This window comes from Pseudomonas sp. BC42, assembly GCF_021560055.1.
GTDB lineage: Bacteria > Pseudomonadota > Gammaproteobacteria > Pseudomonadales > Pseudomonadaceae > Aquipseudomonas.
Map to the genome: position 1 here is coordinate 5038871 of NZ_CP091067.1, position 22298 is coordinate 5061168.

19 protein-coding genes are annotated in these 22298 nt (G+C 62.0%); 8 read left to right on the forward strand and 11 right to left on the reverse strand.

What is annotated here, in order from left to right; genetic code table 11:
- Position 1: 1 nt before the first annotated feature.
- From L1O02_RS22685 to L1O02_RS22720, 8 genes are all read right to left on the reverse strand, one after another.
- Positions 2–3574 (reverse strand): glycosyltransferase, encoded by a 3573-nt coding sequence (locus tag L1O02_RS22685; RefSeq protein WP_235758743.1) that lies wholly within the window; start codon positions 3572–3574, stop codon positions 2–4.
- Between the two features lie 120 nt (positions 3575–3694).
- Entirely contained in the window at positions 3695–5263 is a 1569-nt protein-coding gene (locus L1O02_RS22690) for a flagellar hook-associated protein 3 (RefSeq protein ID WP_108544764.1), read from the reverse strand.
- A gap of 13 nt (positions 5264–5276) precedes the next feature.
- The gene (flgK, locus tag L1O02_RS22695) at positions 5277–7328 is read right to left on the reverse strand and encodes a flagellar hook-associated protein FlgK (RefSeq protein ID WP_060838121.1); all 2052 of its coding nucleotides are present in this window, start codon (positions 7326–7328) and stop codon (positions 5277–5279) included.
- 10 nt (positions 7329–7338) lie between these two features.
- Positions 7339–8601, reverse strand: coding sequence for a flagellar assembly peptidoglycan hydrolase FlgJ (gene flgJ, locus L1O02_RS22700; RefSeq protein ID WP_108544763.1), 1263 nt, complete (start codon positions 8599–8601; stop codon positions 7339–7341).
- Between the two features lie 10 nt (positions 8602–8611).
- A complete protein-coding gene (locus L1O02_RS22705) occupies positions 8612–9721 on the reverse strand; it encodes a flagellar basal body P-ring protein FlgI (protein WP_016963126.1) in 1110 nt (369 codons plus the stop codon).
- A gap of 15 nt (positions 9722–9736) precedes the next feature.
- Positions 9737–10432: a flagellar basal body L-ring protein FlgH gene (gene flgH, locus L1O02_RS22710; RefSeq protein ID WP_060838119.1), complete on the reverse strand. Its 696-nt coding sequence runs from the start codon at positions 10430–10432 to the stop codon at positions 9737–9739.
- A gap of 61 nt (positions 10433–10493) precedes the next feature.
- Positions 10494–11279 carry a flagellar basal-body rod protein FlgG gene (gene flgG / locus L1O02_RS22715; protein ID WP_060838118.1) on the reverse strand — a complete coding sequence of 262 codons (786 nt, stop codon included), beginning with the start codon at positions 11277–11279 and terminating at the stop codon, positions 10494–10496.
- 45 nt (positions 11280–11324) lie between these two features.
- Complete coding sequence (locus L1O02_RS22720) at positions 11325–12065, reverse strand: flagellar basal body rod protein FlgF (protein WP_016965788.1); 741 nt, start codon at positions 12063–12065, stop codon at positions 11325–11327.
- Positions 12066–12395: 330 nt separating this feature from the next.
- Between L1O02_RS22720 and L1O02_RS22725 the strand changes: the two genes are divergently transcribed.
- Both L1O02_RS22725 and L1O02_RS22730 read left to right on the forward strand, forming a co-directional pair.
- Positions 12396–13262 carry a hypothetical protein gene (locus L1O02_RS22725; RefSeq protein WP_060838117.1) on the forward strand — a complete coding sequence of 289 codons (867 nt, stop codon included), beginning with the start codon at positions 12396–12398 and terminating at the stop codon, positions 13260–13262.
- Positions 13259–13981: a TylF/MycF/NovP-related O-methyltransferase gene (locus L1O02_RS22730; RefSeq protein WP_060838116.1), complete on the forward strand. Its 723-nt coding sequence runs from the start codon at positions 13259–13261 to the stop codon at positions 13979–13981. The genes L1O02_RS22725 and L1O02_RS22730 overlap by 4 nt, the downstream gene beginning before the upstream one ends.
- A 53-nt stretch (positions 13982–14034) precedes the next feature.
- Here L1O02_RS22730 and L1O02_RS22735 read toward each other — a convergent pair whose 3' ends face one another.
- Positions 14035–15597: a sigma-54-dependent transcriptional regulator gene (locus tag L1O02_RS22735; protein WP_108544762.1), complete on the reverse strand. Its 1563-nt coding sequence runs from the start codon at positions 15595–15597 to the stop codon at positions 14035–14037.
- 305 nt (positions 15598–15902) lie between these two features.
- Here L1O02_RS22735 and phhA point away from each other — a divergent pair, with 305 nt between their 5' ends.
- The 6 genes from phhA (at position 15903) to L1O02_RS22760 (ending at position 20223) form a co-directional block, all read left to right on the forward strand.
- Positions 15903–16694 carry a phenylalanine 4-monooxygenase gene (phhA, locus tag L1O02_RS22740; protein ID WP_060838114.1) on the forward strand — a complete coding sequence of 264 codons (792 nt, stop codon included), beginning with the start codon at positions 15903–15905 and terminating at the stop codon, positions 16692–16694.
- A gap of 69 nt (positions 16695–16763) precedes the next feature.
- A complete protein-coding gene (locus tag L1O02_RS22745; protein WP_007930096.1) occupies positions 16764–17120 on the forward strand; it encodes a 4a-hydroxytetrahydrobiopterin dehydratase in 357 nt (118 codons plus the stop codon).
- A complete protein-coding gene (locus L1O02_RS22750; protein WP_108544761.1) occupies positions 17120–18310 on the forward strand; it encodes an amino acid aminotransferase in 1191 nt (396 codons plus the stop codon). The genes L1O02_RS22745 and L1O02_RS22750 overlap by 1 nt, the downstream gene beginning before the upstream one ends.
- Positions 18311–18507: 197 nt before the next feature.
- Complete coding sequence (locus tag L1O02_RS31135) at positions 18508–18639, forward strand: hypothetical protein (protein WP_256596728.1); 132 nt, start codon at positions 18508–18510, stop codon at positions 18637–18639.
- 85 nt (positions 18640–18724) lie between these two features.
- Positions 18725–18907, forward strand: a complete 183-nt coding sequence (locus L1O02_RS22755; RefSeq protein ID WP_060838112.1) for a hypothetical protein — start codon at positions 18725–18727, stop codon at positions 18905–18907.
- Between the two features lie 116 nt (positions 18908–19023).
- Positions 19024–20223, forward strand: a complete 1200-nt coding sequence (locus L1O02_RS22760) for an MFS transporter (protein ID WP_060838111.1) — start codon at positions 19024–19026, stop codon at positions 20221–20223.
- On the opposite strand, the gene arfB is transcribed toward L1O02_RS22760, so the two are convergent.
- On the reverse strand, positions 20220–20633 hold the full coding sequence (gene arfB, locus L1O02_RS22765) for an alternative ribosome rescue aminoacyl-tRNA hydrolase ArfB (RefSeq protein ID WP_060838110.1): 414 nt from the start codon (positions 20631–20633) through the stop codon (positions 20220–20222). The genes L1O02_RS22760 and arfB overlap by 4 nt on opposite strands.
- 181 nt (positions 20634–20814) lie before the next feature.
- Positions 20815–22236: an amino acid permease gene (locus L1O02_RS22770; RefSeq protein WP_060838109.1), complete on the reverse strand. Its 1422-nt coding sequence runs from the start codon at positions 22234–22236 to the stop codon at positions 20815–20817.
- Positions 22237–22298 lie beyond the last annotated feature (62 nt).

The following is a 22298-nucleotide window of genomic DNA, read 5'->3' on the forward strand; positions in this document are numbered from 1 at the left end:
ATCAGTCCGCCAACCATCCCCACAGCCAATGCCGCAGGTTATCGTCACGCAGCATGAAGTCGCGATGCACCGCTTCTCGCAGCTCATCGCCCATGCGGTAGCTGGCTGCCGGGTCGGAAAGGTGCATGCGGATCGCCTGCAACCATTCCTCGGTGCTGTTGCTGCGGACCTTGGTGCAAGGCAGGAAACCGCGATAGGCCTCAGTGTCGGTGCAGATCACCGGATAACCGCAGGCACCGTACTCCAGGAGCCGCAGGTTGCTCTTGCAATCGTTGAAGATATGAAACTCCAGCGGCGCCAGCGCCAGATCCAGGTTCAGGCTGGCCAGCTTGAACGGATAGCTTTGCAGGCTGGTGAGCGAGTGAAATTCGTGTACGTAAGGACGCAAGTCGTCAGGGCACATGCCAAAGAATACCCACTCGACCTCGTTCGCCAGCTCGCGCACCACCTCGGCGATGATCTCCAGGTCGCCGGTATGGCTGGTGCCACCACCCCAACCCACCCGAGGCTTGCTGGAGGTACCACGACGACTGGTCAAGCTGGCCCAGGGGTCCAGCGCCAGCATGTTGGGCACCACGCGGATGTCGCTGTGCATGCTCGACAGGGCGTCTGCCAGTGGCTGGGTGGTCACCACCACCCGATCGCACAAGCCGATGCCTTCACGCAGCATCTGCTCGGTGTTCACCGGCTTGTTCCGAGCGTGGGTGTTTTTCTTCGGCGCACTGACGATGTAGTCGTCGAGCTCGAAGACCCGCAGGGCGCTGGAATATTTTTTCATCCGCAGAATGTCACTGGCCGCCCCTTCGCTATAGCGGCACTGCAGGATGATGGTATCCGGCGACAGGCGCTCGATATCCACCGTGGACGGCGACTCGTAGGCCACCCGGGCAATCACCCGCCCCGCTTCTTCCAGTGCCGCCAGGGGACCTGTGACCCGGTAATGCCCGACCGCGGAACTGTTGACCGGCAAGCCGAGGATCAAGGGCAACGCGCGACTGCAGAACGGATTCCAGTTGTTGCGCAAGGAAGGTTCCAGACTGAAGCTGGAATAGCCCAGGCTAAGGGCCGGGTTATAGGCCGGATCGCGAGCGATCTTCGCCATCCACTGCTGATAGAAGCGCTCCTGCTCGGCCTCGCGGACCAGCTGGCGCTCGCTGTCGTCAACGGCAGGCGATGCTGATCGCAGCATCAGGGTGGCATGAGGCGTCCAGACCACCAGATAGCCATTGCGATCGACCCGCAGACACAGATCGGTCGCCCCCAATTCGCCGGCGAAGGCCTGCTCATCCAGGCCGCCCAGGCTGGCAAAGACCTCCTTGCGCACCATCAGGCAATCGTCACTGACCGCACTCCAGTTCTGTACCACTTGCAGTCGTTGCATGTAGCCCCTGGCGTCCATGGCTTCGCCGACAAAAGGCGAACTCACAGGCCCAGCCATACCCAGCACCTGACCGGCATGGAGAATGGAACCATCAGTCGCCAGGATCCGTGCCCCCACCACGCCCACCTCCGGACGCTGGGCCTGATTAAGCAGCTCATCCAGCCAGTCGCCACTGCAGATAAGCGCCCTCGGGCTGAGCAGCAAAAGGTAGTCGCCACGCGCCTGGCTCGCCGCACTGTTGATCAGCGCAGCATGGCTGTGCGGACCGACATAAGGCAGAACTCGCAGCATGGCACCACCCAACTGGGCCATGGCTGTCAGCCAGTCGGCCATGGCCGGGTCGCGACTGCCGGCATCCATCAGCACAATTTCATAGTGGTTGTAGGCCGTCTGCTCGATCAGGCTTTCCACACAGCGCTGCAGGGTCGCCAGGGAGTCACCGCACGGCAGGATGATCGACACCAACGGTCGGCTAGCATGCAGGTAATCAATGCGGTTGAGCAGCGGCAGATCATCATGAACAATCCGGTGCTCCACGCCGATGCGCTGCAAATGCGCTGCCACCAGCCCTTCACTGGCCTCGATCACCTGAGGGCGGGACAACCACTGGGCGAAGCTGAACTCGGACTCCAGCTGGATATCGGCAATGTGCTCGATGGTCTGCGGCCCGGCCGCCTCCACCATCCGCCACAGCAGATCCTGGGGCGCCAGCTCGCCACGGACCGGGTCGAAACCGCCCTCGGCCATGAAACGCTCGCGAGAAAAAGCCAGGGCGCGACCGACATAGGGATAGGAGCGCATCAGGTCGAGGTTGAAGTCAGGCTTGAACACCGGCTCCGACGACTCACCCTCTACCAACGCGCCTTCATCGCTGTAGGCACAGAGCATGGCCGGGGTATTGGCGATGCGCTCGGCAAGGATCAACAGTGCCGACTCCTGCAGGCGATCACCGGCCTGCAGCAGATAGAACCAGTCGCAACCTTCCAACTGCGGCAGCAGCTCATTGAGCTGCTGCACCCAGTCACCTCGCAGAGACTGATGCAGGACGCGATCGCGCACCTGCTCTTCGCCCACCGATAACACCAGCACCGCGGCAGGCGCGAACAACTGACCATCAATGCTGTCCAGAGTCCGAGCAAGTGCCTCGCCATCGCCCTCAAAGTCAAGGACCACCGGCACCAGTTGCACCCGCCGCGGCCAGCTGTCGATGCGCTGAGGCATCAGCCGCTGCTCCACCGCCGAAAACTTGCGTACCGACAGCCACTCCCGATAGAAATCCTCGTAACTGATGCTCTCGCCACCGACCCGGCCATCGACCACGGTACTGCGGTTGCCCAGCACCCGGGTCACGCACAGCTCCTGCCAGTTACGCGGCTGCTCGGCCTCCCGAGCCATATCGACATAGCGCACCCAGCCTGCCGCCGGCGCCGACTCGCCACTGCGTGCGGCCAGCATCTGCACCAGCCACTCCCACTCACTACGTGCCTGCTTGAGCATTTCCGGGGTCGCGCTCAGGCGCCCCGGGTACAGGCGCTCGCAACTGAGCACCGTCACCAACGCCGCGAGATTGCCACGGCGCATCAGGCAGATGAACAGAGCGAAATCCAGCAGCGCTACAAAACCGGCACCTTCCTGGATCAATGCCGGCAGCAGCTCCAGCACATCGGCACGACGCATCAGCGCCGAGCTGAAGTTGCCGAGGAAATTGCGCGGCGTGCTCTCGAAGATCGCCAGCATATCCTCGCCCTTGAGCACGGCATCGTTGTAGGTAAAACGGCAGTTGTCGACCCGCGGCGGCAGGATGAAATTCCCGGCGTCACTGAATACCCGTAGTGCGCACACCAGGTTGATATCCGGATTGTCGATCAGCACCGGTGCCTGCAGGGCGATGCTGGGCGCAAACAGCCGATCGTCATCACACAACACCTTGATCAGCTCGCCACGCGCCTCTTCAACACAGCGCAGGACGTTCTTCTGCAGGCCCAGGCGCTGCGGGTTGCGCAGATAGCGCACAGGATGTGCAGGCTCGACAATGGCTTCGACGATACGCTGGATCTGATCGTCGGCACTGTCATCGCAAATGACGATTTCCAGGGGCTGGTAGGTCTGCGCCAGGGCACTGTCCAGAGCCTGACTGAAGAAACGCGGGTTGAAGGCGGGGATGACGATGCTGACTAGAGGGGCTTGGTTCACGGTTGCAAACTCTCGAGCGGCGAGCCCCGGCCAGAAAGACCAGGGCTGCAGGACCGCTTAAAAAAGACGGCTAACGGCTCGACGATCATGGCGTTCGAGACGGGCTCGAACGCCTTGTACTCAGACCTTGTTGAACAGGCCGAGCTGAGTGATCTTGCTGAAGGCCAACTGCGAGGCCTGCAACATGGTCTGCTGCAGGGTCAGACGGGTCATGACTTCGGCCGGATCGGAATCACTGATGGCCGAACGCGTGGTGACGTTGGCTGCCGCCAGACTTTCGTTGATTTCGTTCTGGGTGGCCAACGCCGAGCCACGACCACCGATGGAGCTGATGCCGATGGACAGCTGATCGACACCACTGGCCAGGTTGGCCATGCCCGAGGCGAGGTCGGCCAACTGCTTCTGGGTCGCCAGGACGTTACCGTCGGTGGGTGTGTTCAAGGCGTTTTTCAACTGACTCACGGTGTCCAGGATATTCTGGGTTTCGTGAGTGTTGACCGCCACGCTGAACTGATCGTTGGCGGCCGGCGACGGAGCGCCCGTCAGGGTGAAGCTCACACCTGCCGCAGTGGCAATATTGCCCGGACCGACCACCCCTGAAGACACTGGCTTGCTGTCGGCCGTCAGCGGCGCGGCATACAGGTCGAAGTTGGTGGCGCTGGTGAACTTGAGCACCGCGTTACCGCTCGGGAACGTCGAGTTGTAGGCCACCGGGTCCGTCACGCTGGTGGCTGAAACCTGAGTCATGCTCGGGTTGCCCGGAGAACGCGCAACGTTGAAGGTGTCCGGCTTCGACGCCAGGGTGAAGCTGTGGCCCGGCAGCACCGTGTTGGCGACATCGCCGGACTTGAGATTGACGTTCAGGTTCAGATCGATACCCCGGAAACTCACCGTCTGATTCGGCGAAGTACCGACCACGCCACCCTTGCTGGCCTCGGCGGTCACATCGTTGCCGCTGCCATCGAGGATCTGCAACTGGGTACCGCTGACGAACGACACGGTATAAGGCTCGCCAGCGCGGAACTGGCTGTTGTAGGCGCCACTGTTGCTCATCTGGCCATTGGACAGGGACACCCGTCCATCATCCACCGCCGGCGAGGTCATGGTGACCTGACTACGACTGGTGTTGAGCGCCTGCTGGAACACATCCCAACCGGTGCTGTTGGCGGCCATCATCATGGTGTCGCCCACCGGCAGCTTCAGGCTGCTCTGGTCACCGTTGTAGCTGTAGGTGCCATCGGAGTTGCGACTGAACGGCGGAACGTCGTCCTTGGAACCACCGAACAGGTACTTGCCGTTTTCGTCCTGAGAGTTCATCAGGCTCAGCAGTTGCTCTTCGATCTGCCCCAGCTCGGCAGCATTGGCCTGGCGGTCGGCATCGGTGTAACCGGCGCTGCCCGCGCCGACGGCCAGTTGCTTGGCGCGATCCAGGACGTTGTTGATGCTGGTCATCACCGACTCGGCCTGGCCCAGGGAAGCCTTGATCGAGTTGCTGTTGGCCTTGTACTGATCAAGCAGGGAAGCCTGCTGACCCAATTGCAGCAGACGGGCAGCGCCCACCGGATCGTCGGCGGCGGTCTTGACCCTGACCAGGCTGCTGGCTTCTTCGCCGCTCTTGACCGCGTTGGAGAAGTTCTTCTGATAATTGGCAGCCGAAGTCTCGTAATACTGGGCGGTGGAAATGCGCATGGGCTACGACTCCTTAAAGGCTGTTGATCAGCGTGCTGAAGGTTTCCTGCGCAGCCTTGATGATCTGCGAAGACGCGGTGTAGTACTGCTGAAACTTGACCAGGTTGCCGGTCTCATCATCCAGGTTGACCCCGGACAGCGAGTCCCGGGCACCCTTGGCGTTGGCCAGGATGGAACCGTTGGCCGCGGTGTCGAGCTTGGCCTGGCTGGCCTTGGCGCCGACGTTCTCGATCAGCTTGCCGTAGGCATCCACCAGGGTGATGCCCTTGCTCGCCGAACCGGTGTCCACGGTCTGTTTGGTCTGCAGGCCCGACAACGCCAGGCCGTTGCGGTTATCGGAAGAACCGGCGCCATTCACCGAGATGCTCATGTTGTCACCGGCGTTGGGCGAACCGGCAACGGTCATTTGCACCGTGAAGGTCTTGGTCACGGGTGGCGTGCCGCCGTCGGTGATCGGGTTGCCGCTGGCATCGAGCATATTGACTTGCAGGTTCAGGACGTTGCTCTGCCCCGGCACGATGGAGCCGCTGCCCATCTTGGTGCCCTTGGCGTCAAAGTAATCGTATGTCTGGCTGCCGCCGGACGCCGCGTTGAAAACCACCTTGACCGGGCCGGAGTTCTTGAGAGCGGTCTGCATCTCCAGCTTGCTGGCTACATCGTAGTTGTCGATCGGCACCGCCAGGGACGGCTGCGAAGAAATGCTCAGGGAGCTCTTGACCCCGGCACCCAGCTCGGCCTTCAACGGCGCGGCCAGAGCCAGGCGCTTGGAGTCGGTCATTTCCGTCTGGATGGTGGCTGCGGCATTGCGGGTCGGGATGATCTTGAAGCTGTCACCGGCGGCCACCGTACCAGTGAGGTTCAGCGAGAAGCCGTCGATCACCGGCGCCGGGCTGGTGGTCGTGCTGAAGCTACCCAGGTCGGAGCCATCGGAACGCTTGACGCTGTAATCGGTGGCACTGCTGAAGGTCACCGTGTAGTCACTGGTGCTCAGCTTGCCGGTGTCCTTGATCGTCACATTGAAGTTGCCCGAACCGGCGCTGTTGGTCGCGCTGGCCATGCTGCGCTGACTGATCATCCTGAGGCTGTTGATGTCGTTGAACAGGTTGCCGCCGAATTCACCGTTCTTGTCGATGCCCTGGGCCATCTGGCTGTTCATCTGGTCGGCTACCACCAGGGCCACGCGCCCCAGTTCATTCATGGCCGGGTCCAGCACTTCGCTGCGATAGCGCAACAGGCCGCCGATCTCGCCACCCGTGGTGACGTTGGTGATGTCCGCGGTACTGGTACCCCGGTTGATCTGCAGCATGGAGCGGGTCGGATCATTCTTGCCCTGCACCACTTCCAGGGTGTTGGCAGAGTTGCCCATCACCAGTGGCTGGCCGCTGCCCAGGTACAGATCGAGGCTCGAACCGCGCTCCGATACCTGAACCCCGATGAACGTCGAAAGCTGACGCACGGTTTCATTACGGGCATCCAACAGATCGTTGGGCATGCCGTTGCCGTTGGTCGACAGCTCGGAAATCTTCTGGTTGAGCTGAGCCACGGTGTTGGCCAGCTTGTTGACCTGGTCCGCCATGCTCGCCAGGTTGCCATTGATGTTGCTGTTCTGCTCGTTGAGCTGGCTGGACACCGAATTGAAACGGTTGCTCAAGGCCTGAGTGTCGCTGAGCAGCAACTGCCGGGAGGCCTCGTCGGTGGGCTTGGCGTTGAGGTTCTGCAGCGAGGCGAAGAACTTGGTCAGGGCGCCGTTCATGCCGGTGCCGTTGTCCGACAGCAACTGGTCGATCGGGCTGATCTGGCCCTGGTAGGCAGCCACGTCACTATTGAGGGACGTGGCGGTGCGCAACTGGGCATCGAGGAAGCTGTTGTACACCCGGCGCACGTCGGCCAGGGTGGTACCGGTGCCGATGAAGACATTGCCGAATTGAGCGGAGGCCTTGGTGCCCTGCACGGTCTGCTGGCGCGAGTACCCGGCGGTGTCGGCGTTGGCAATGTTGTTACCCGTGGTCATCAACGACGTTTGGCTGGCGGCCAGCCCCGACATCCCGATATTGAGCAAACTCATGATTCAGACCTTATAAATTCGTGGAAACGCCCGCCGCAGCGTAGTTCTGGTAGTTCTTCATCTGCTTGGCTATCTGCGAAATCTTGCTAGCGTAATCCGGGTCCGTTGCATACCCGGCTTTTTGCAACTCGCGAACAAACTGTTCTGGTTTATCGGCCACCTTCAGCACTTCTTGATAGCGATTGTTGCTCTGCAACAAGGTCACCAGATCGTGGAAGCTGTCCTGATAGGAATCGTAGGAACGGAACGCCGCCGTCTCCTTGACCATCTGCCCATTGCGGAACTCACTGGTGATCGCCCGGGCCTGAGCACCCTGCCAGCTCTTGCCGGCCTTGATGCCGAACAGGTTGTGACTGCTGGTGCCATCCTGCTGGCGCATCACCGATTTGCCCCAACCGGTTTCCAGCGCGGCCTGGGCCACCAGATAGCGAGGATCGACGCCGATCCGCTGAGCCGCCTGCTGCGCCATTGGCAGCATGGTGGCCACGAAGTCGTCGGCAGAGCTGAAGGCGCGCTTGGCCGGCGCCAACGGCGGCTGGGCCATGGCCCGGCCATACACGCGCATCTTGCCCTGGGACGCGGCATAGCCCTGGTTGACCCGCCATTCACCGCGTAGCACCGCATCAGCGGCCGCCGTGGTGCGACTCGGCGCAGCGTTCTGATTGGTGGCATCGGCAACACCGCCGGCCGACGGCACGATCCCGGTCAACAGGCGATCGGTCAGCTTGCTTGGCAGCGACAGGCGACGCTGGTTGAGCAGGACCATGTCGTTATGGGCCACGGAGGTTCGCAACGGGTCATGGGCACGGGAGGCCCACAACGGCCGCTGGCCATTGGACCGGCTCAAGGGACCATCCTGGGCACTGGTGCCCGCGGCAATCGGCGTCGGTGTCGCCACTGGCGCAGCGGCCTGGGCTGGCGGCGTGGCGCCCGGCGTGACCGGCTTGTTCTTCATCATCTGGCGCATCAGCACATTGGCCAGGCCGATACCGCCACCCTCTCGCGACAGGGACACCGCGAGCTGCTGATCGTACATGTCCTGGTATTGCTTGGCGGCCGGGGTATTGAGCGGGTTGTCCTGGGCAATGACATCCGTGGCCTTGCGCATGGACTTGAGCATTTCGTTGAGAAACAGCGATTCGAACTCCTGCGCCACCTTGCGCACGTTGGCTTCGCCGTTCTTGTCTCCGACCTTGAGTTGCTGCAGACGATTGAGGTCGGAATAGGACCCGGAATCGCCGCTGCCAATCAATCCGCTCTTACGTATATCCATGGCCGCCACCTCAAATCACGATCAAGTCGGCTTGCAGCGCGCCGGCCTGTTTCAAGGCTTCGAGAATCGCCATCAGGTCGCCTGGGGCCGCGCCCACCTGGTTCACCGCGCGAACGATCTCATCCAGGGTGGTGCCCGGGCCGAACTTGAACATCGGCTTGGCTTCCTGCTGCGCATTGACCCGTGAACGCGGCACCACCGCGGTCTGGCCATTGGACAGGGGACCGGGCTGGCTGACGATCGGGTCTTCGGTAATGGTCACGGTCAGGCTGCCGTGGGTCACCGCCGCCGGCGACACCTTGACGTTCTGCCCGATGACGATGGTGCCGGTCCGGGAGTTGATGATGACCTTGGCCACCGCCTGCCCCGGATCGACTTCCAGGTTCTCCAGGATCGACAGGTAATCCACGCGCTGGCTTGGGTCCAGTGGCGCGGTGACGCGGATCGAACCACCATCGATGGCCTGGGCCACGCCCGGGCCGAGCATGTCGTTGATCTTGTCGACGATGCGCTTGGCGGTGGTGAAGTCCGAACGGTTGAGGTTCAGGGTCAGGCTGTTGCCCTGGTTGAAACCGCTGGGCACGGCTCGCTCCACCGAAGCGCCGCCGGGAATCCGCCCGGCCGACGGCACGTTGACGGTGATCTTCGAACCGTCGCGCCCTTCGGCGTCGAAACCGCCCACCACCAGGTTGCCCTGGGCGATGGCATAGACGTTGCCGTCGATCCCCTTGAGGGGTGTCAGCAACAGGGTGCCGCCACGCAGGCTCTTGGAGTTACCGATGGACGAAACCGTGATATCCACCTGCTGGCCCGGCTTGGCGAAAGCCGGCAGATCGGCACTCACCGACACTGCCGCAACGTTCTTCAACTGCACGTTGCCGGAACCGGCCGGCACCTTGATGCCGAACTGCGACAGCATGTTGTTGAAGGTCTGCAGGGTGAACGGCGTCTGGGTGGTCTGGTCGCCGGTGCCGTTAAGCCCGACCACCAGGCCGTAGCCGATCAACTGGTTGGAACGCACGCCGGAAATACTGGCGATGTCCTTCAGCCGCTCGGCCTGAACGCCGAGGGAAGTGGACAGCAACAAGGCCGCCGCCATCAGGTGCTTGAAGTTGAACATGAGGCTTCTCATCACCTAGAAAGGGAACAGCGGGCTGAGGAAGAAACGGTCAAACCAGCCAGGCTGGTTGGCATCGGCAAAGGAGCCGGTGCCCGAATAGGTGATGCGCGCATCCGCCACTCGGGTCGAGGAAACGGTGTTGTCAGTGGCAATATCGTCGGCCCGGACCAGGCCGGCGATCCGCACCAGCTCGTCGCCGGTGTTGAGGGTCATCCACTTCTCGCCGCGTACCGCGATGATGCCGTTGGGCAGCACATCGGCCACGGTGACGGTGATCGAACCGGTCAGGCTGTTGCTCTGCGCCGCCTTGCTGTCGCCCTTGGTCGCACGGTTGCCGCTGTAGCCGGCATTGAGGGTCAGGTCGCCATCGCCCAACGGGTTGTTGGTGTTGGGTACGGCACCGAACAGCGAGGTCAGGCCAACGCTGTTGGAACTGGTCTTGGTCAGGGCCGAGTTGGCGCCCTTGCTGGCGTTGGTCCGCTCGTTCAGGGTGATGGTGATAATGTCACCGACCCGGAACGCCTTGCGGTCGCTGTACAGATTCTGCTCGAAGCCGGCCTGGTAAATCGAGCCATTGTTGGACGCGGAAGGCAGCGGTGTACGCGGCAATACTGGCGCGTAGTAAGGGTCATTGGGCTTGGGCGGCGGGGCAACACAGCCCGCAAGCACGGCACTCCCACTCAGCGCTAGAACACAAATAAACCGATTCATGACCCTTCCTCACGATGTTGCCGGCACGCCACATCAGACCTGTGGCGACCTCAAGACTTGATTACAGCTTCTGCGTTATGAACGAGAGCATCTGGTCGGCGGTGGAGATCACCTTGGAGTTCATCTCGTAGGCACGCTGGGTGGTGATCATGTTGACCATCTCCTCGACCGTACTGACGTTGGACGCTTCCAGAGTGTTCTGCAGGGTGGTGCCGAAACCGTTGAGACCCGGGGTGCCGATCTGCGGCGCGCCGCTGGCGGCGGTTTCCAGGAACAGGTTGTTGCCCTGGGCCTGCAGGCCGGCCGGGTTGATGAAGTCGGCGGTTTGCAGGTTGCCGATCACCTGGGACGCCGGGTTGCCGGCGATGGTGATGGATACGGTGCCGTCCTGACCCACGGTGAAGGTCTGCGCGTCGTTGGGCACGACAATCGCCGGTTCCAGGGCAAAACCACTGGCGGTGACGATCTGGCCATTGGAGTTGAGGTGGAAGGTGCCGTCACGGGTGTAGGCCGTGGTGCCGTCGGGTTGCAGGATCTGGAAGAAACCGCGGCCGTTGATCGCCAGGTCCAGCGGCTGCTCGGTGGTTTGCAGGCTGCCGGCGGTGAAGTTCTTCTGGGTGCCGACAATGCGCACACCGGTACCGACCTGCAGGCCGCTTGGCAGTTCGCTGTCCTGGGTCGACTGGGCACCCGGTTGACGCTTGATCTGGTACAGCAGGTCCTGGAATTCCGCGCGATCACGCTTGAAACCCGTGGTCGAGACGTTCGCCAGGTTGTTGGAAATCACACTCAGGTTGGTGTCCTGGGCGGACAGACCGGTTTTGGCAACCCATAGAGCCGGAAGCATTCGATTCTCCTCTCGCGCCTGTTTTACGGCGCTAGGTACTGGTAATTAGCTGATCTGCAAGACCCGAGCCATGGCCTGGTCGTCTTCTTTGGCGCTGTTCATCATCTTGATGTGCAATTCGAACTGCCTGGACAAGGCCAGTACTGCGGTCATCTCTTCCACGGCATTGACGTTGCTCGACTCCAGGAATCCCGACACCAGCTGGACATTGGCATCGGCCGGCGCCGGCTGGCCGTCCTTGGTCTTGATCGAGCCATCGAGCCCTTTGGTCAGGTTCTTGATGTCCGGATTGACCAGCTTGATGCGATCGACCTCGGCCATGACCCGCGGCCCCTCACCCATGGCACGGATGCTGATGGTGCCGTCCTGGCCCACTTCGATCTTCTGCTCAGGCGGCACGGCGATCGGACCGCCGTTGCCCATGACCGGCATGCCGTTGCCGGCACGCAGCACACCCAGGGCATCGACGTTCAAGCTGCCGGTGCGCACATAGCTTTCGCTGCCATCGGGGCTTTGCACGGCGATCCAGCCCTTGCCGCTGACGGCTACGTCCAGGTCACGACCGGTTTCCACCATCGAGCCGGGAGTAAAGTCCGTGGCTGGCCGCTCGCCCATGGCAAAGGCCCGCGCCGGAAAACTGTCACCAAACACCGGCATCGCGCGCGCCTGTTCCAGGTCGCGCTGAAAGCCGTTGGTGGAGATGTTCGCCAGATTGTTGGCATGAGCCTTTTGCGCCAGTGCGTTCTGGCTGGCGCCGGTCATTGCCACATAAAGGTACTTGTCCACAATCGTTCCTCATCTGCCGGACGTTTGCCGCCCCACGCTGTAGTAGGCATGGCGCAAGCAATTTCTACACCAACTTCCACACCAAGCAACGCACACCATGCAGGCCGGGGCTTTAACGCAAGCAACGTGGTTTTCAAGACGAGCCAAGAGACGAAAAAACGGCGGACTTATGCCGCTGACGGCAAGTATCGGTCGCACTCCCGGGGACTTTCGACCACCAAGCCGGCACTTTGTGAACAGTTCTTGCTAGACACAGTCGCTGGCGCTTGCGACTTCAGTTTGCAGGGGGGTGGCCGACACCTAAGCCAGTGACTGCCAAGGAGAACCACTTTGAACCTGTACCTCAATCAGCTGCGCAAGACAGCCGACTTCAAGGAAGCCATCTATTCCGGGGATATCTTCCTGGATACTGACCTGGCCACCGCAAAAGAACTCTGCGGGTACGCCAAGGAAAGCATCACCGCAGCATTCGATGGCGAAACCAACCACCAGGCTCTGCACACGATGATGCCGGTAGAAGAGTTCGTCAGCCGGGTTACCCGACTCAAGGGCCAGTTCACCAACAGCCAGCGCGTCAAGGATCTGATCCTTGCCTTCATACACGAGATCGGCATCGATCCTCGGGACTACATTTTCGACGTACCGCGCCTGCGGGTCGTGCCCAACTACGACTACCTCCACGCCGGCGTCAGCTACGCCTACAAGCCTCATCGCGACAGCTGGTATGGCAGCGTGGACTGCCAGATCAACACCTGGATGCCGGTCTACAGCATCACCCCGGACCAGACCATGATGATCAACCCCGGCTACTTCGAGAAGCCGGTGGCCAACACCTCGAAAGACTGGAGCCTGAAGGACTGGATCAGTAACCAGCGCCACAAGGCCAAGGACAACCTGACCGAAGAAGTGCGGGTCCATCCAGTTCCCCTGGAAGAGATCGACAACGCCTCGGAGATCCGCATTGCCGGCAATTGCGGCGAGATGCTGGTGTTCTCCGGCTCGCACCTGCACGGCACGGTGCCCAACCACACCGATCGCACCCGCTTCAGCGTGGACTTCCGCCTGATGCACCTCGAAGACCTGAAACACCACCGCGGAGCCCCCAACGTCGACAGCGCCTGCCCCGACGTCGGCTCCGGCTTCAAAGACTACTTCCACGCCCACGACTTCTCGAATTTCCAAGGATTCAAGCCATGACCAAACGTCGCCTTACCCCCGCCGAAGCCGAATACAACGAAACCCGCGCCGGCGTACTCAAGCGGGTCGACGCCGAGTACGTTGCCGACGCACCCTTCGTCTTCGCCAACCGCATCAACGTCACCGCCGCGCTGTCGCGCATGGAGCTGTTCAAGAAGGTCATGGATGTACCCGGCGCGATCATCGAATGCGGCGTGTACAAGGGCAACTCACTGATGCTCTACATGCACCTGTCGATGATCCTCGAGCCTTACGCCATCAACCGCTCCATTGTGGGCTTCGACACGTTCGAAGGCTTCACCAGCATCAACAAGGACGAAGACCCGGCCGATATCAACGAAAGCATGTTCTCCGACACCGACCAGTCGCTGATCCAGGACATGATCGATGCCAACGACCTGCTGCGTCCGGTGAACCGCATCCCGCGCTGCGAGCTGGTCAAGGGCGACATCTGCAAGACCGTGCCGGAATTCGTCAAATCGCGTCCGGACCTGGTAGTGGCCATGCTGATCCTCGACACCGACCTGTACGAACCCACCAAGGTCGCGTTGGAAACCTTCCTGCCGTACATGCCCAAGGGCGCCATCGTGGTTCTCGACGAAGTCGCCTACCGCAACTTCCCGGGTGAAACCAAGGCCCTGCGCGAAGTGTTCGACATGAACAAGATCGAACTCAAGCGCCTGCCTTTTGACTCCTGTGTCGGCTACTTCCATATCTGAAGACAGCCAGCCCCGAGCCAAACGAAAAGCCCCGCTTCATAAGCGGGGCTTTTTTATTCCGGAGATTCCTTGCCGACCTCGTACTGGCGCAACTTGTTGGCAATGGTGGTATGGGACACCCCCAGACGCTTGCCCAACTGCCGACTGCTGGGATGCTCGGCATACAGGCTTTCCAGCACAGCCTTCTCAAAGCGCCCGACGATCTGTTCCAGGCCGCCCTCCAGGGAGAAATCCCCCAGGGGCTGACGGGCACCGTAGTCCGGCAAGCGGATGTGCTCGGCCTTGACCATGCCGCCATCACACAACGAGACCGCCTGGAACAACACGTTCTCCAACTGCCGGACGTTGCCCGGCCAGTGGTAGTGACTCAGGCGGTCCATGGCCGCCGGTGCCAGTCGCGGCAGCGGGCAGCCAATCTGCCGGCTGGCCTGATCGAGAAAATGCTCCACCAGCGGGGTCAGGCCATCGAGGCATTCGCGCAGGGGCGGTATGTGCAGCGACAGCACATTCAGCCGGTGATAGAGGTCCTGGCGAAACTCGCCCCGGGCACAGAGCTCCGACAGGTCGACCTGGGTCGCGCAAATTACCCGCACATCCAGATACACCTCTTCATCACTGCCCACCCGCCGGAAGCAGCCATCCTGCAGAAAACGCAGCAACTTGACCTGCAGACGCGGGCTCATCTCCCCCACGCCATCGAGAAACAGGGTGCCTCCGGCGGTCAATTCCAACAGTCCCAGCTTGCCCTCGGCCCGAGCCCCTTCGAAGGCCCCGGGGCCATAGCCGAACAGCTCGGTTTCAGCCATGGATTCCGGCAACCCGGCGCAGTTCAGGGCCATCAGTGGCGATTGCCCCCGCGGGCTGGCCAGGTGGCAGGCGCGGGCCAGCAGCTCCTTGCCGGTGCCGGTTTCGCCCTCGATCAACAGCGGCGCATCCAGCGGCGCCATGCGCCGAGCCTCACGCACCACCGCCGCCATGACTTTCGAACTCTGGAAAATACTGTCAAAACCGCGCAACTCCTGCTTGCGCACGTTGTAGATGCGCTCACCGACCCGATCCGCCCGATGCAAGGTCAATACCGCGCCGGCCATGGCCTCGCTGTCGTCGTGCTCGGATTGCAGCGGGGCGATGTCCGCCAGGAACACATCGCCCTTGACCTTGACCCGCAGCCCGTTGATCCGCGACTGGTTGGCCCGTACCAGTTCCGGCAAGTCGAAGTCCTCGGCATAGCGCGACAGGGGAATGCCCGGCACCTCATCCACCCGCACCCCCAGCAACTGCGCCGCCGCCCGGTTGGCGGCAACGATGGAGCCGCCCATATCGATGGACAACACCGGGAACTCCAGCGCCCCCAGCAGCGCATTGAGCTCCATATGCCGACGCTCGCTGGGCATCAGCCCGACACGCTTGACACCGAAGACCCCGGCGATGGATTCGAACTTGGGGCGCAGCGCCTGGAACTGCAGATTGATCAGGTTCGGGCAGTGCAGGTAGATGGCGTTGCCATGCTCGCCCCCCACTTCGCCACGGGCCACGTTGATCCCGTACTCCACCAGCAGATTGAGAATGTCGCGCAGGATGCCGATGCGGTTCTGGCAGTGAACTTTGATACGCATAAAAGGAGGCCCGGAGCTGATGATAAAGGGCATAAACGCCAAAAACCGACGTTTTTGACACCGACCTTGGCAAACTTTCTGCAGGGTGACGCAGATAATCGTCAAGATTATGTGACAGCAGAGGGCTTTTTCAAAGCTGAAAACCCACAACACGGCGGCCACCCAGGCAAATTCGTAACGATTACTTTACAAATAGGCACCCAATAGCCCCTCACGCCCACCGAACGCCTGCTGCAAAGCGTCGCACCCTCGGGTAAGACTGGGGTCACACATAACAAGAACGCATCCCCTGGCAGGAGAGCAGCATGAAGCAGACGCAGTACGTGGCCCGCGAGCCCGACGCGCAAGGTTTTATCGACTATCCACCCGAAGAACACGCGGTGTGGAACACCCTGATCACGCGTCAGCTAAAAGTCATCGAGGGTCGTGCGTGCCAGGAGTATCTGGATGGCATCGAGAAACTCGGACTGCCCCACGATCGCATCCCGCAGTTGAGCGAAATCAACAAGGTCCTCGGCGAAACCACCGGCTGGCAAGTGGCCCGGGTGCCGGCGCTGATTCCCTTTCAGACCTTTTTCGAACTGCTGGCCAGCAAGCGTTTCCCGGTGGCGACCTTCATTCGCACCCCAGAAGAGCTGGACTACCTGCAGGAGCCGGACATCTTCCACGAGATCTTCGGCCACTGCCCGCTGTTGACCAACCCCTGGTTCGCCGAATTCACCCACACCTACGGCAAGCTCGGCCTGCAAGCCACCAAGGAAGAGCGGGTATACCTGGCGCGCCTGTACTGGATGACCATCGAGTTCGGCCTGGTAGAAACCCCGGCCGGGCGACGCATCTATGGCGGTGGCATCCTCTCCTCGCCCAAGGAAACCGTATACAGCCTCTCCGAAGCCCCGGAACACCAGGCCTTCGACCCGCTGGAAGCCATGCGCACGCCGTATCGCATCGACATCCTGCAACCGATCTATTTCGTCCTGCCCAACCTCAAGCGCCTGTTCGACCTGGCCCATGAAGACATCATGGCCCTGGTCCACCAAGGCATGCAGCTGGGCCTGCACGCGCCCAAGTTCCCGCCAAAACCCAAGGCGGCCTGAGCGGTTCGCACTCGCGAGCCGCTGCGAAAGATAGTAACTTCCAACAAGAATCGAACTCAGGAACACACCATGACCGCTCTGAACCAAGCCCATTGCGAAGCCTGCCGCGCCGATGCTCCACAAGTCAGCGACGAAGAACTGCCGGTACTGATCAAGCAGATCCCTGACTGGAACATCGAAGTTCGCGACGGCGTGATGCAGCTGGAAAAAGTCTTCCTGTTCAAGAACTTCAAGTTCGCCCTGGCCTTCACCAACGCCATGGGCGAGATCTCCGAAGCCGAAGGTCATCACCCGGGCCTGCTCACCGAGTGGGGCAAGGTCACCGTGACCTGGTGGAGCCACTCGATCAAGGGCCTGCACCGCAACGACTTCATCATGGCCGCCCGCACCGACGAAGTGGCCAAGACCGCAGAAGGACGCAAGTAATGCATTTCGACGCCATCGGCCGGGTACCCGGCGACCCGATTCTCGGCCTGATGGGGGCCTACGCCAGCGATCCCAATCCGAACAAGTTCGACCTCGGCGTGGGGGTCTACAAAGACGCCCAGGGCCTGACTCCGATTCCGCGTTCGGTGAAGCTGGCCGAGCAGCGCCTGGTGGATCGCCAGGACACCAAGATCTACATCGGCGGCCACGGCGACGCGGCCTTCGGCAAGGTGATCAATGAACTGGTGCTGGGCAGCGACTCTGCGCTGATCGCCAGCCAGCGCGTCGGTGCCACCCAGACCCCGGGCGGCACTGGCGCCCTGCGCCTGAGCGCCGACTTCATCGCCCACTGCCTGCCGGACCGTGGCGTGTGGCTGAGCGATCCGACCTGGCCGATCCACGAAACCATCTTCGCCGCCGCCGGAGTCAAGGTCAGTCACTACCCTTACGTGGGCAGCGACAACCGCCTGGACGTCGAGGCCATGCTGGCGACCCTGAACCGGGTGCCCGAGGGCGATGTGGTGCTGCTGCACGCCTGCTGCCACAACCCGACCGGCTTCGACCTCAGCCACGCCGACTGGCAACGGGTACTGGAGGTGGTGCGCAGCCGCAAGCTGCTGCCACTGATCGACTTCGCCTACCAGGGCTTTGGCGATGGCCTGGAGCAGGATGCCTGGGCGGTGCGGCTGTTCGCCGCCGAACTGCCGGAAGTGCTGATCACCAGCTCCTGCTCGAAGAACTTCGGCCTGTACCGCGACCGCACCGGCGCCCTGATCGTTTGCGCTCAGGACGGCGAAAAACTGCTGGACGTGCGCAGCCAACTGGCCCACATCGCCCGCAACCTGTGGTCCACACCACCGGATCACGGCGCTGCAGTGGTCGCCACCATCCTTGGCGATGCCGAACTCAAGCGCCTCTGGATCGACGAAGTGGAAGCCATGCGCCAGCGCATCGCGCAACTGCGCGCCGGCCTGGTGGAGGCCTTGCAACCCCATGGCCTGGCCGAGCGCTTCGCCCATATCGGTGTGCAACGCGGGATGTTCTCCTACACCGGCCTGAGCCCGGCTCAGGTGCAGGCGCTGCGTGAGCAGCACAGCGTGTACATGGTCAGCTCCGGCCGTGCCAACGTGGCCGGGATCGACGCCACCCGCCTGGACCTGCTGGCCGAGGCCATCGCCCGGGTCGTCTGAAACATGTGTTTGCCGAGGCGGGCGTCTAAAGGACGCCCACCTCGGCAAGGCACTTGCGGCGCGGCCCTGATCCTTTCATCCCAAAAAATCGCGATAAAAATCTTTTTGTCATTTCCAGTGCTGTATCCTGCCCAGGCTTTTTAAAAGCGCGGACCTACCCAGCGATTTAAAAAACAGACTTTGCGAGGAGCAACGACATGCATGAGATCCCGAATCTCCCCTTCCCAAGCCTGCACGAAACTGAGCAGACCACCCCGCCCCAAGCCAGTGCTGAAAAGCCTGTAGTGCAAGAAGCCGCCGACCGCCGCAAGGCCGACAGCGAAGACTGAAAAGTGCTGTAACCAGACCGTGTGGAAAGCGCTACTCAAGCGCTTTCCACACCGCCTGAAACCTCCCTCCGAGCCTCACCCGACCATGACCGACTCCTTCAGCGAAACCCAGGCCAGCGTACTGATCGGCACCGCGGAAAAAATGATCGAGGTGTGGAACCGCCTCAGCGCGCAGAAACAGGCCGCCCTGCTGGCCCGCTTCGGCACCCAGGAAAACGCCATCGCCGCCCTGGTCACCACTCACCTGCTGCAAGACCAAGACGCCTGAGTCAACACCCTGACCCGAAAGATCTGAACAACGCGTCGAATTCTCCCCCTGCATCAGCGTCCACATCGGTATCATAAGCAGCCTATCTATTTAGCTGTCGCCGTGGACCCATCCCCATGCCAGATTCCCAGCGCCCCTTGGCGGTCACGCTGCAAGTCGTCTCCATCGTCCTGTTCACCTTTATCGGCTACCTGAACATCGGCATTCCCTTGGCGGTGCTGCCGGGCTATGTGCACAGCGACCTGGGTTTTGGCGCGGTGATCGCCGGCCTGGTGATCAGCGTGCAGTACCTGGCCACCCTGCTCAGCCGCCCCTACGCAGGACGCATCATCGACAACCTGGGTAGCAAGCGCGCGGTGATGTACGGTCTGGCCGGCTGCGGACTGAGCGGTGTGTTCATGCTGCTTTCGGCCTGGCTGCAACATCTGCCGACCCTGAGCCTGATCAGCCTGCTGACCGGCCGCCTGGTGCTGGGCAGCGCGGAAAGCCTGGTGGGCTCGGGTTCGATTGGCTGGGGCATCGGGCGAGTCGGCGCGGCCAACACCGCCAAGGTGATCTCCTGGAACGGCATCGCCAGCTACGGTGCCCTGGCCATTGGCGCGCCCCTGGGCGCGTGGCTGGTCGATCATCTCGGCTTGTGGAGCATGGGCTCGAGCATCATCCTGCTGGCCGTGCTCGGCCTGCTGCTGGCCTGGCCGAAAGTCGCCGCCCCCATCGTCGCCGGCGAACGCCTGCCATTCATCCATGTGCTGGGCAAGGTCTTCCCCCACGGCTGCGGCCTGGCCCTGGGCTCCATCGGCTTTGGCACCATCGCCACGTTCATCACCCTGTATTACGCCACTCAGCATTGGGCCAACGCGGTGCTGTGCCTGAGCCTGTTCGGCGCCAGCTTCATCGGTGCCCGCTTGCTGTTCGGCAACCTGATCAACCGCCTGGGCGGCTTTCGCGTGGCGATCGCCTGCCTGTCGGTGGAAACCCTCGGCCTGTTGCTGCTGTGGCAGGCTCCGGACGCCAACTGGGCCCTGGCCGGCGCGGCCTTGAGCGGCTTCGGCTTCTCCCTGGTGTTCCCGGCCCTGGGGGTAGAGGCGGTGAACCTGGTGCCGGCCTCCAGCCGAGGTGCCGCGGTGGGCGCCTATTCGCTGTTCATCGACCTGTCGCTGGGCATCACCGGCCCCCTGGCCGGGGCGATTGCCGCGGGTTTCGGCTTTGCCTCGATCTTCCTGTTCGCCGCCATCGCCGCTTGCTGCGGCCTGGTACTCAGCCTGTGCCTGTACCGTCAGGCACCCCGGCAGCGCAAGGAACGCGCACTCGGCTAGAAGTCCACCTTGCCGCGACCGGCCTTGATGTTGCCGCGCTTGGCCTTGCTCTCCAGACGGCGTTTCTTCGAACCCAGGGTCGGTTTGGTGGGACGGCGTTTCTTTTCCACCTTGACGGCACTGAGGATCAGCTCGGTGAGGCGCTCAAGGGCATCGGCACGATTCTGCTCCTGAGTGCGGTACTGCTGGGCCTTGAGAACGATCACGCCGTCACTGGTGATGCGACTGTCGCGCAGCGCCAGCAGGCGCTCCTTGTAGAAGGGCGGCAAGGACGAGGCCGGAATGTCGAAGCGCAAATGCACCGCGCTGGACACTTTATTGACGTTCTGCCCTCCCGCGCCCTGGGCGCGGATGGCGGTCAGCTCGATCTCGGCATCCGGCAGATGCACATTGTTGGAAATCACCAGCATGGAACAGGAATCCGTTTTCAGGGCCCACAGGATACCCCCATTACCCGGGCTCCGGCGGGCCTCTTCGCCGCCCAGCACACACTTGCAGGCGGCCTGCCGGCGCAAGCAATCCAAGCCCGCACAAGAATCACAGGCATGAAAAACCCGGCCGGAGCCGGGTTAGTCCTTGCCGGGGCCACGCTTACTTCAGCGAAGCACTGGCCGCCTGCAGCGGTTGCTGGGCACTGCGCTTGTTCTTGATCAGGTAGCAGACCCACATGAACACCACCCACACCGGGATCGCGTACACCGAGATCTGGATGCCCGGGATCATCAGCATGATGCCGAGGATGAACACCACGAATGCCAGGCAGACGTAGTTGCCATAGGGGTACCACAGGGCCTTGAACAGCGAGGTCTGGCCGGTGCGGTTCATGTGCTGGCGGAACTTGAAGTGCGAGTAGCTGATCATCGCCCAGTTGATCACCAGGGTCGCCACCACCAGGGACATCAGCAGTTCCAGTGCATGCTGCGGGATCAGGTAGTTGAGCACCACGGCAACGAAGGTCACCACCGCCGAGGCGAGGATCGACATCACCGGCACACCGCGCTTGTCGATCTTGGCCAGGACTTTCGGCGCATCCCCCTGCTCCGCCATGCCCAGCAGCATGCGGCTGTTGCAATAGGTGCCGCTGTTGTACACCGACAGCGCCGCGGTCAGGACCACGAAGTTGAGGATGTGCGCCGCAGTGTTGCTGCCCAGCATCGAGAACACCTGGACGAACGGGCTGCCGCTGTAGGCATCGCCGGAAGCGTTCAAGGTCACCAGCAGGGTGTCCCATGGGGTCAGCGACAGCAGCACCACCAGGGCGCCGATGTAGAAAATCAGGATGCGGTAGATCACCTGATTGATTGCCTTGGGGATCACGGTCTTCGGCTTGTCGGCTTCAGCTGCGGTGAAACCGAGCATTTCCAGGCCGCCGAAGGAGAACATGATGATCGCCATGGCCATCACCAGGCCGCTGACGCCATTGGGGAAGAAGCCGCCGTGGGACCAGAGGTTGCTCACCGAGGCCTGCGGGCCGCCATGGCCGCTGACCAAAAGGTAGCTGCCCAGGGCGATCATGCCGACGATGGCCACCACCTTGATGATGGCGAACCAGAACTCGGCCTCGCCGAAGACCTTGACGTTCGCCAGGTTGATGGCGTTGATCATCACGAAGAACACCGCCGCCGAGGCCCAGGTCGGGACGTCCGGCCACCAGTAGTGCACATACTTGCCTACCGCGGTCAGCTCCGACATGCCCACCAGGATGTAGAGAATCCAGCAGTTCCAGCCGGAGAGGAAACCGGCGAAGCCGCCCCAGTACTTGTGGGCGAAGTGGCTGAAGGAACCGGCCACCGGCTCTTCGACGATCATCTCGCCCAGCTGGCGCATGATCATGAAGGCGATGAAACCGCAGATGGCGTAGCCGAGGATCATCGATGGGCCAGCGGATTTGAGTACCCCGGCCGAGCCCAGGAACAAACCGGTGCCGATCGCGCCGCCCAGGGCGATCAGTTGAATATGGCGATTTTTCAGGCCGCGTTTCAGCTCGCCCGAATGCGAGTTTTGTCCACTCATGAAAAGGTTCTCACGCAAGGTTTGATGATGTTTGCAAGACGTTGCCGCCCGATGAGGCTTAA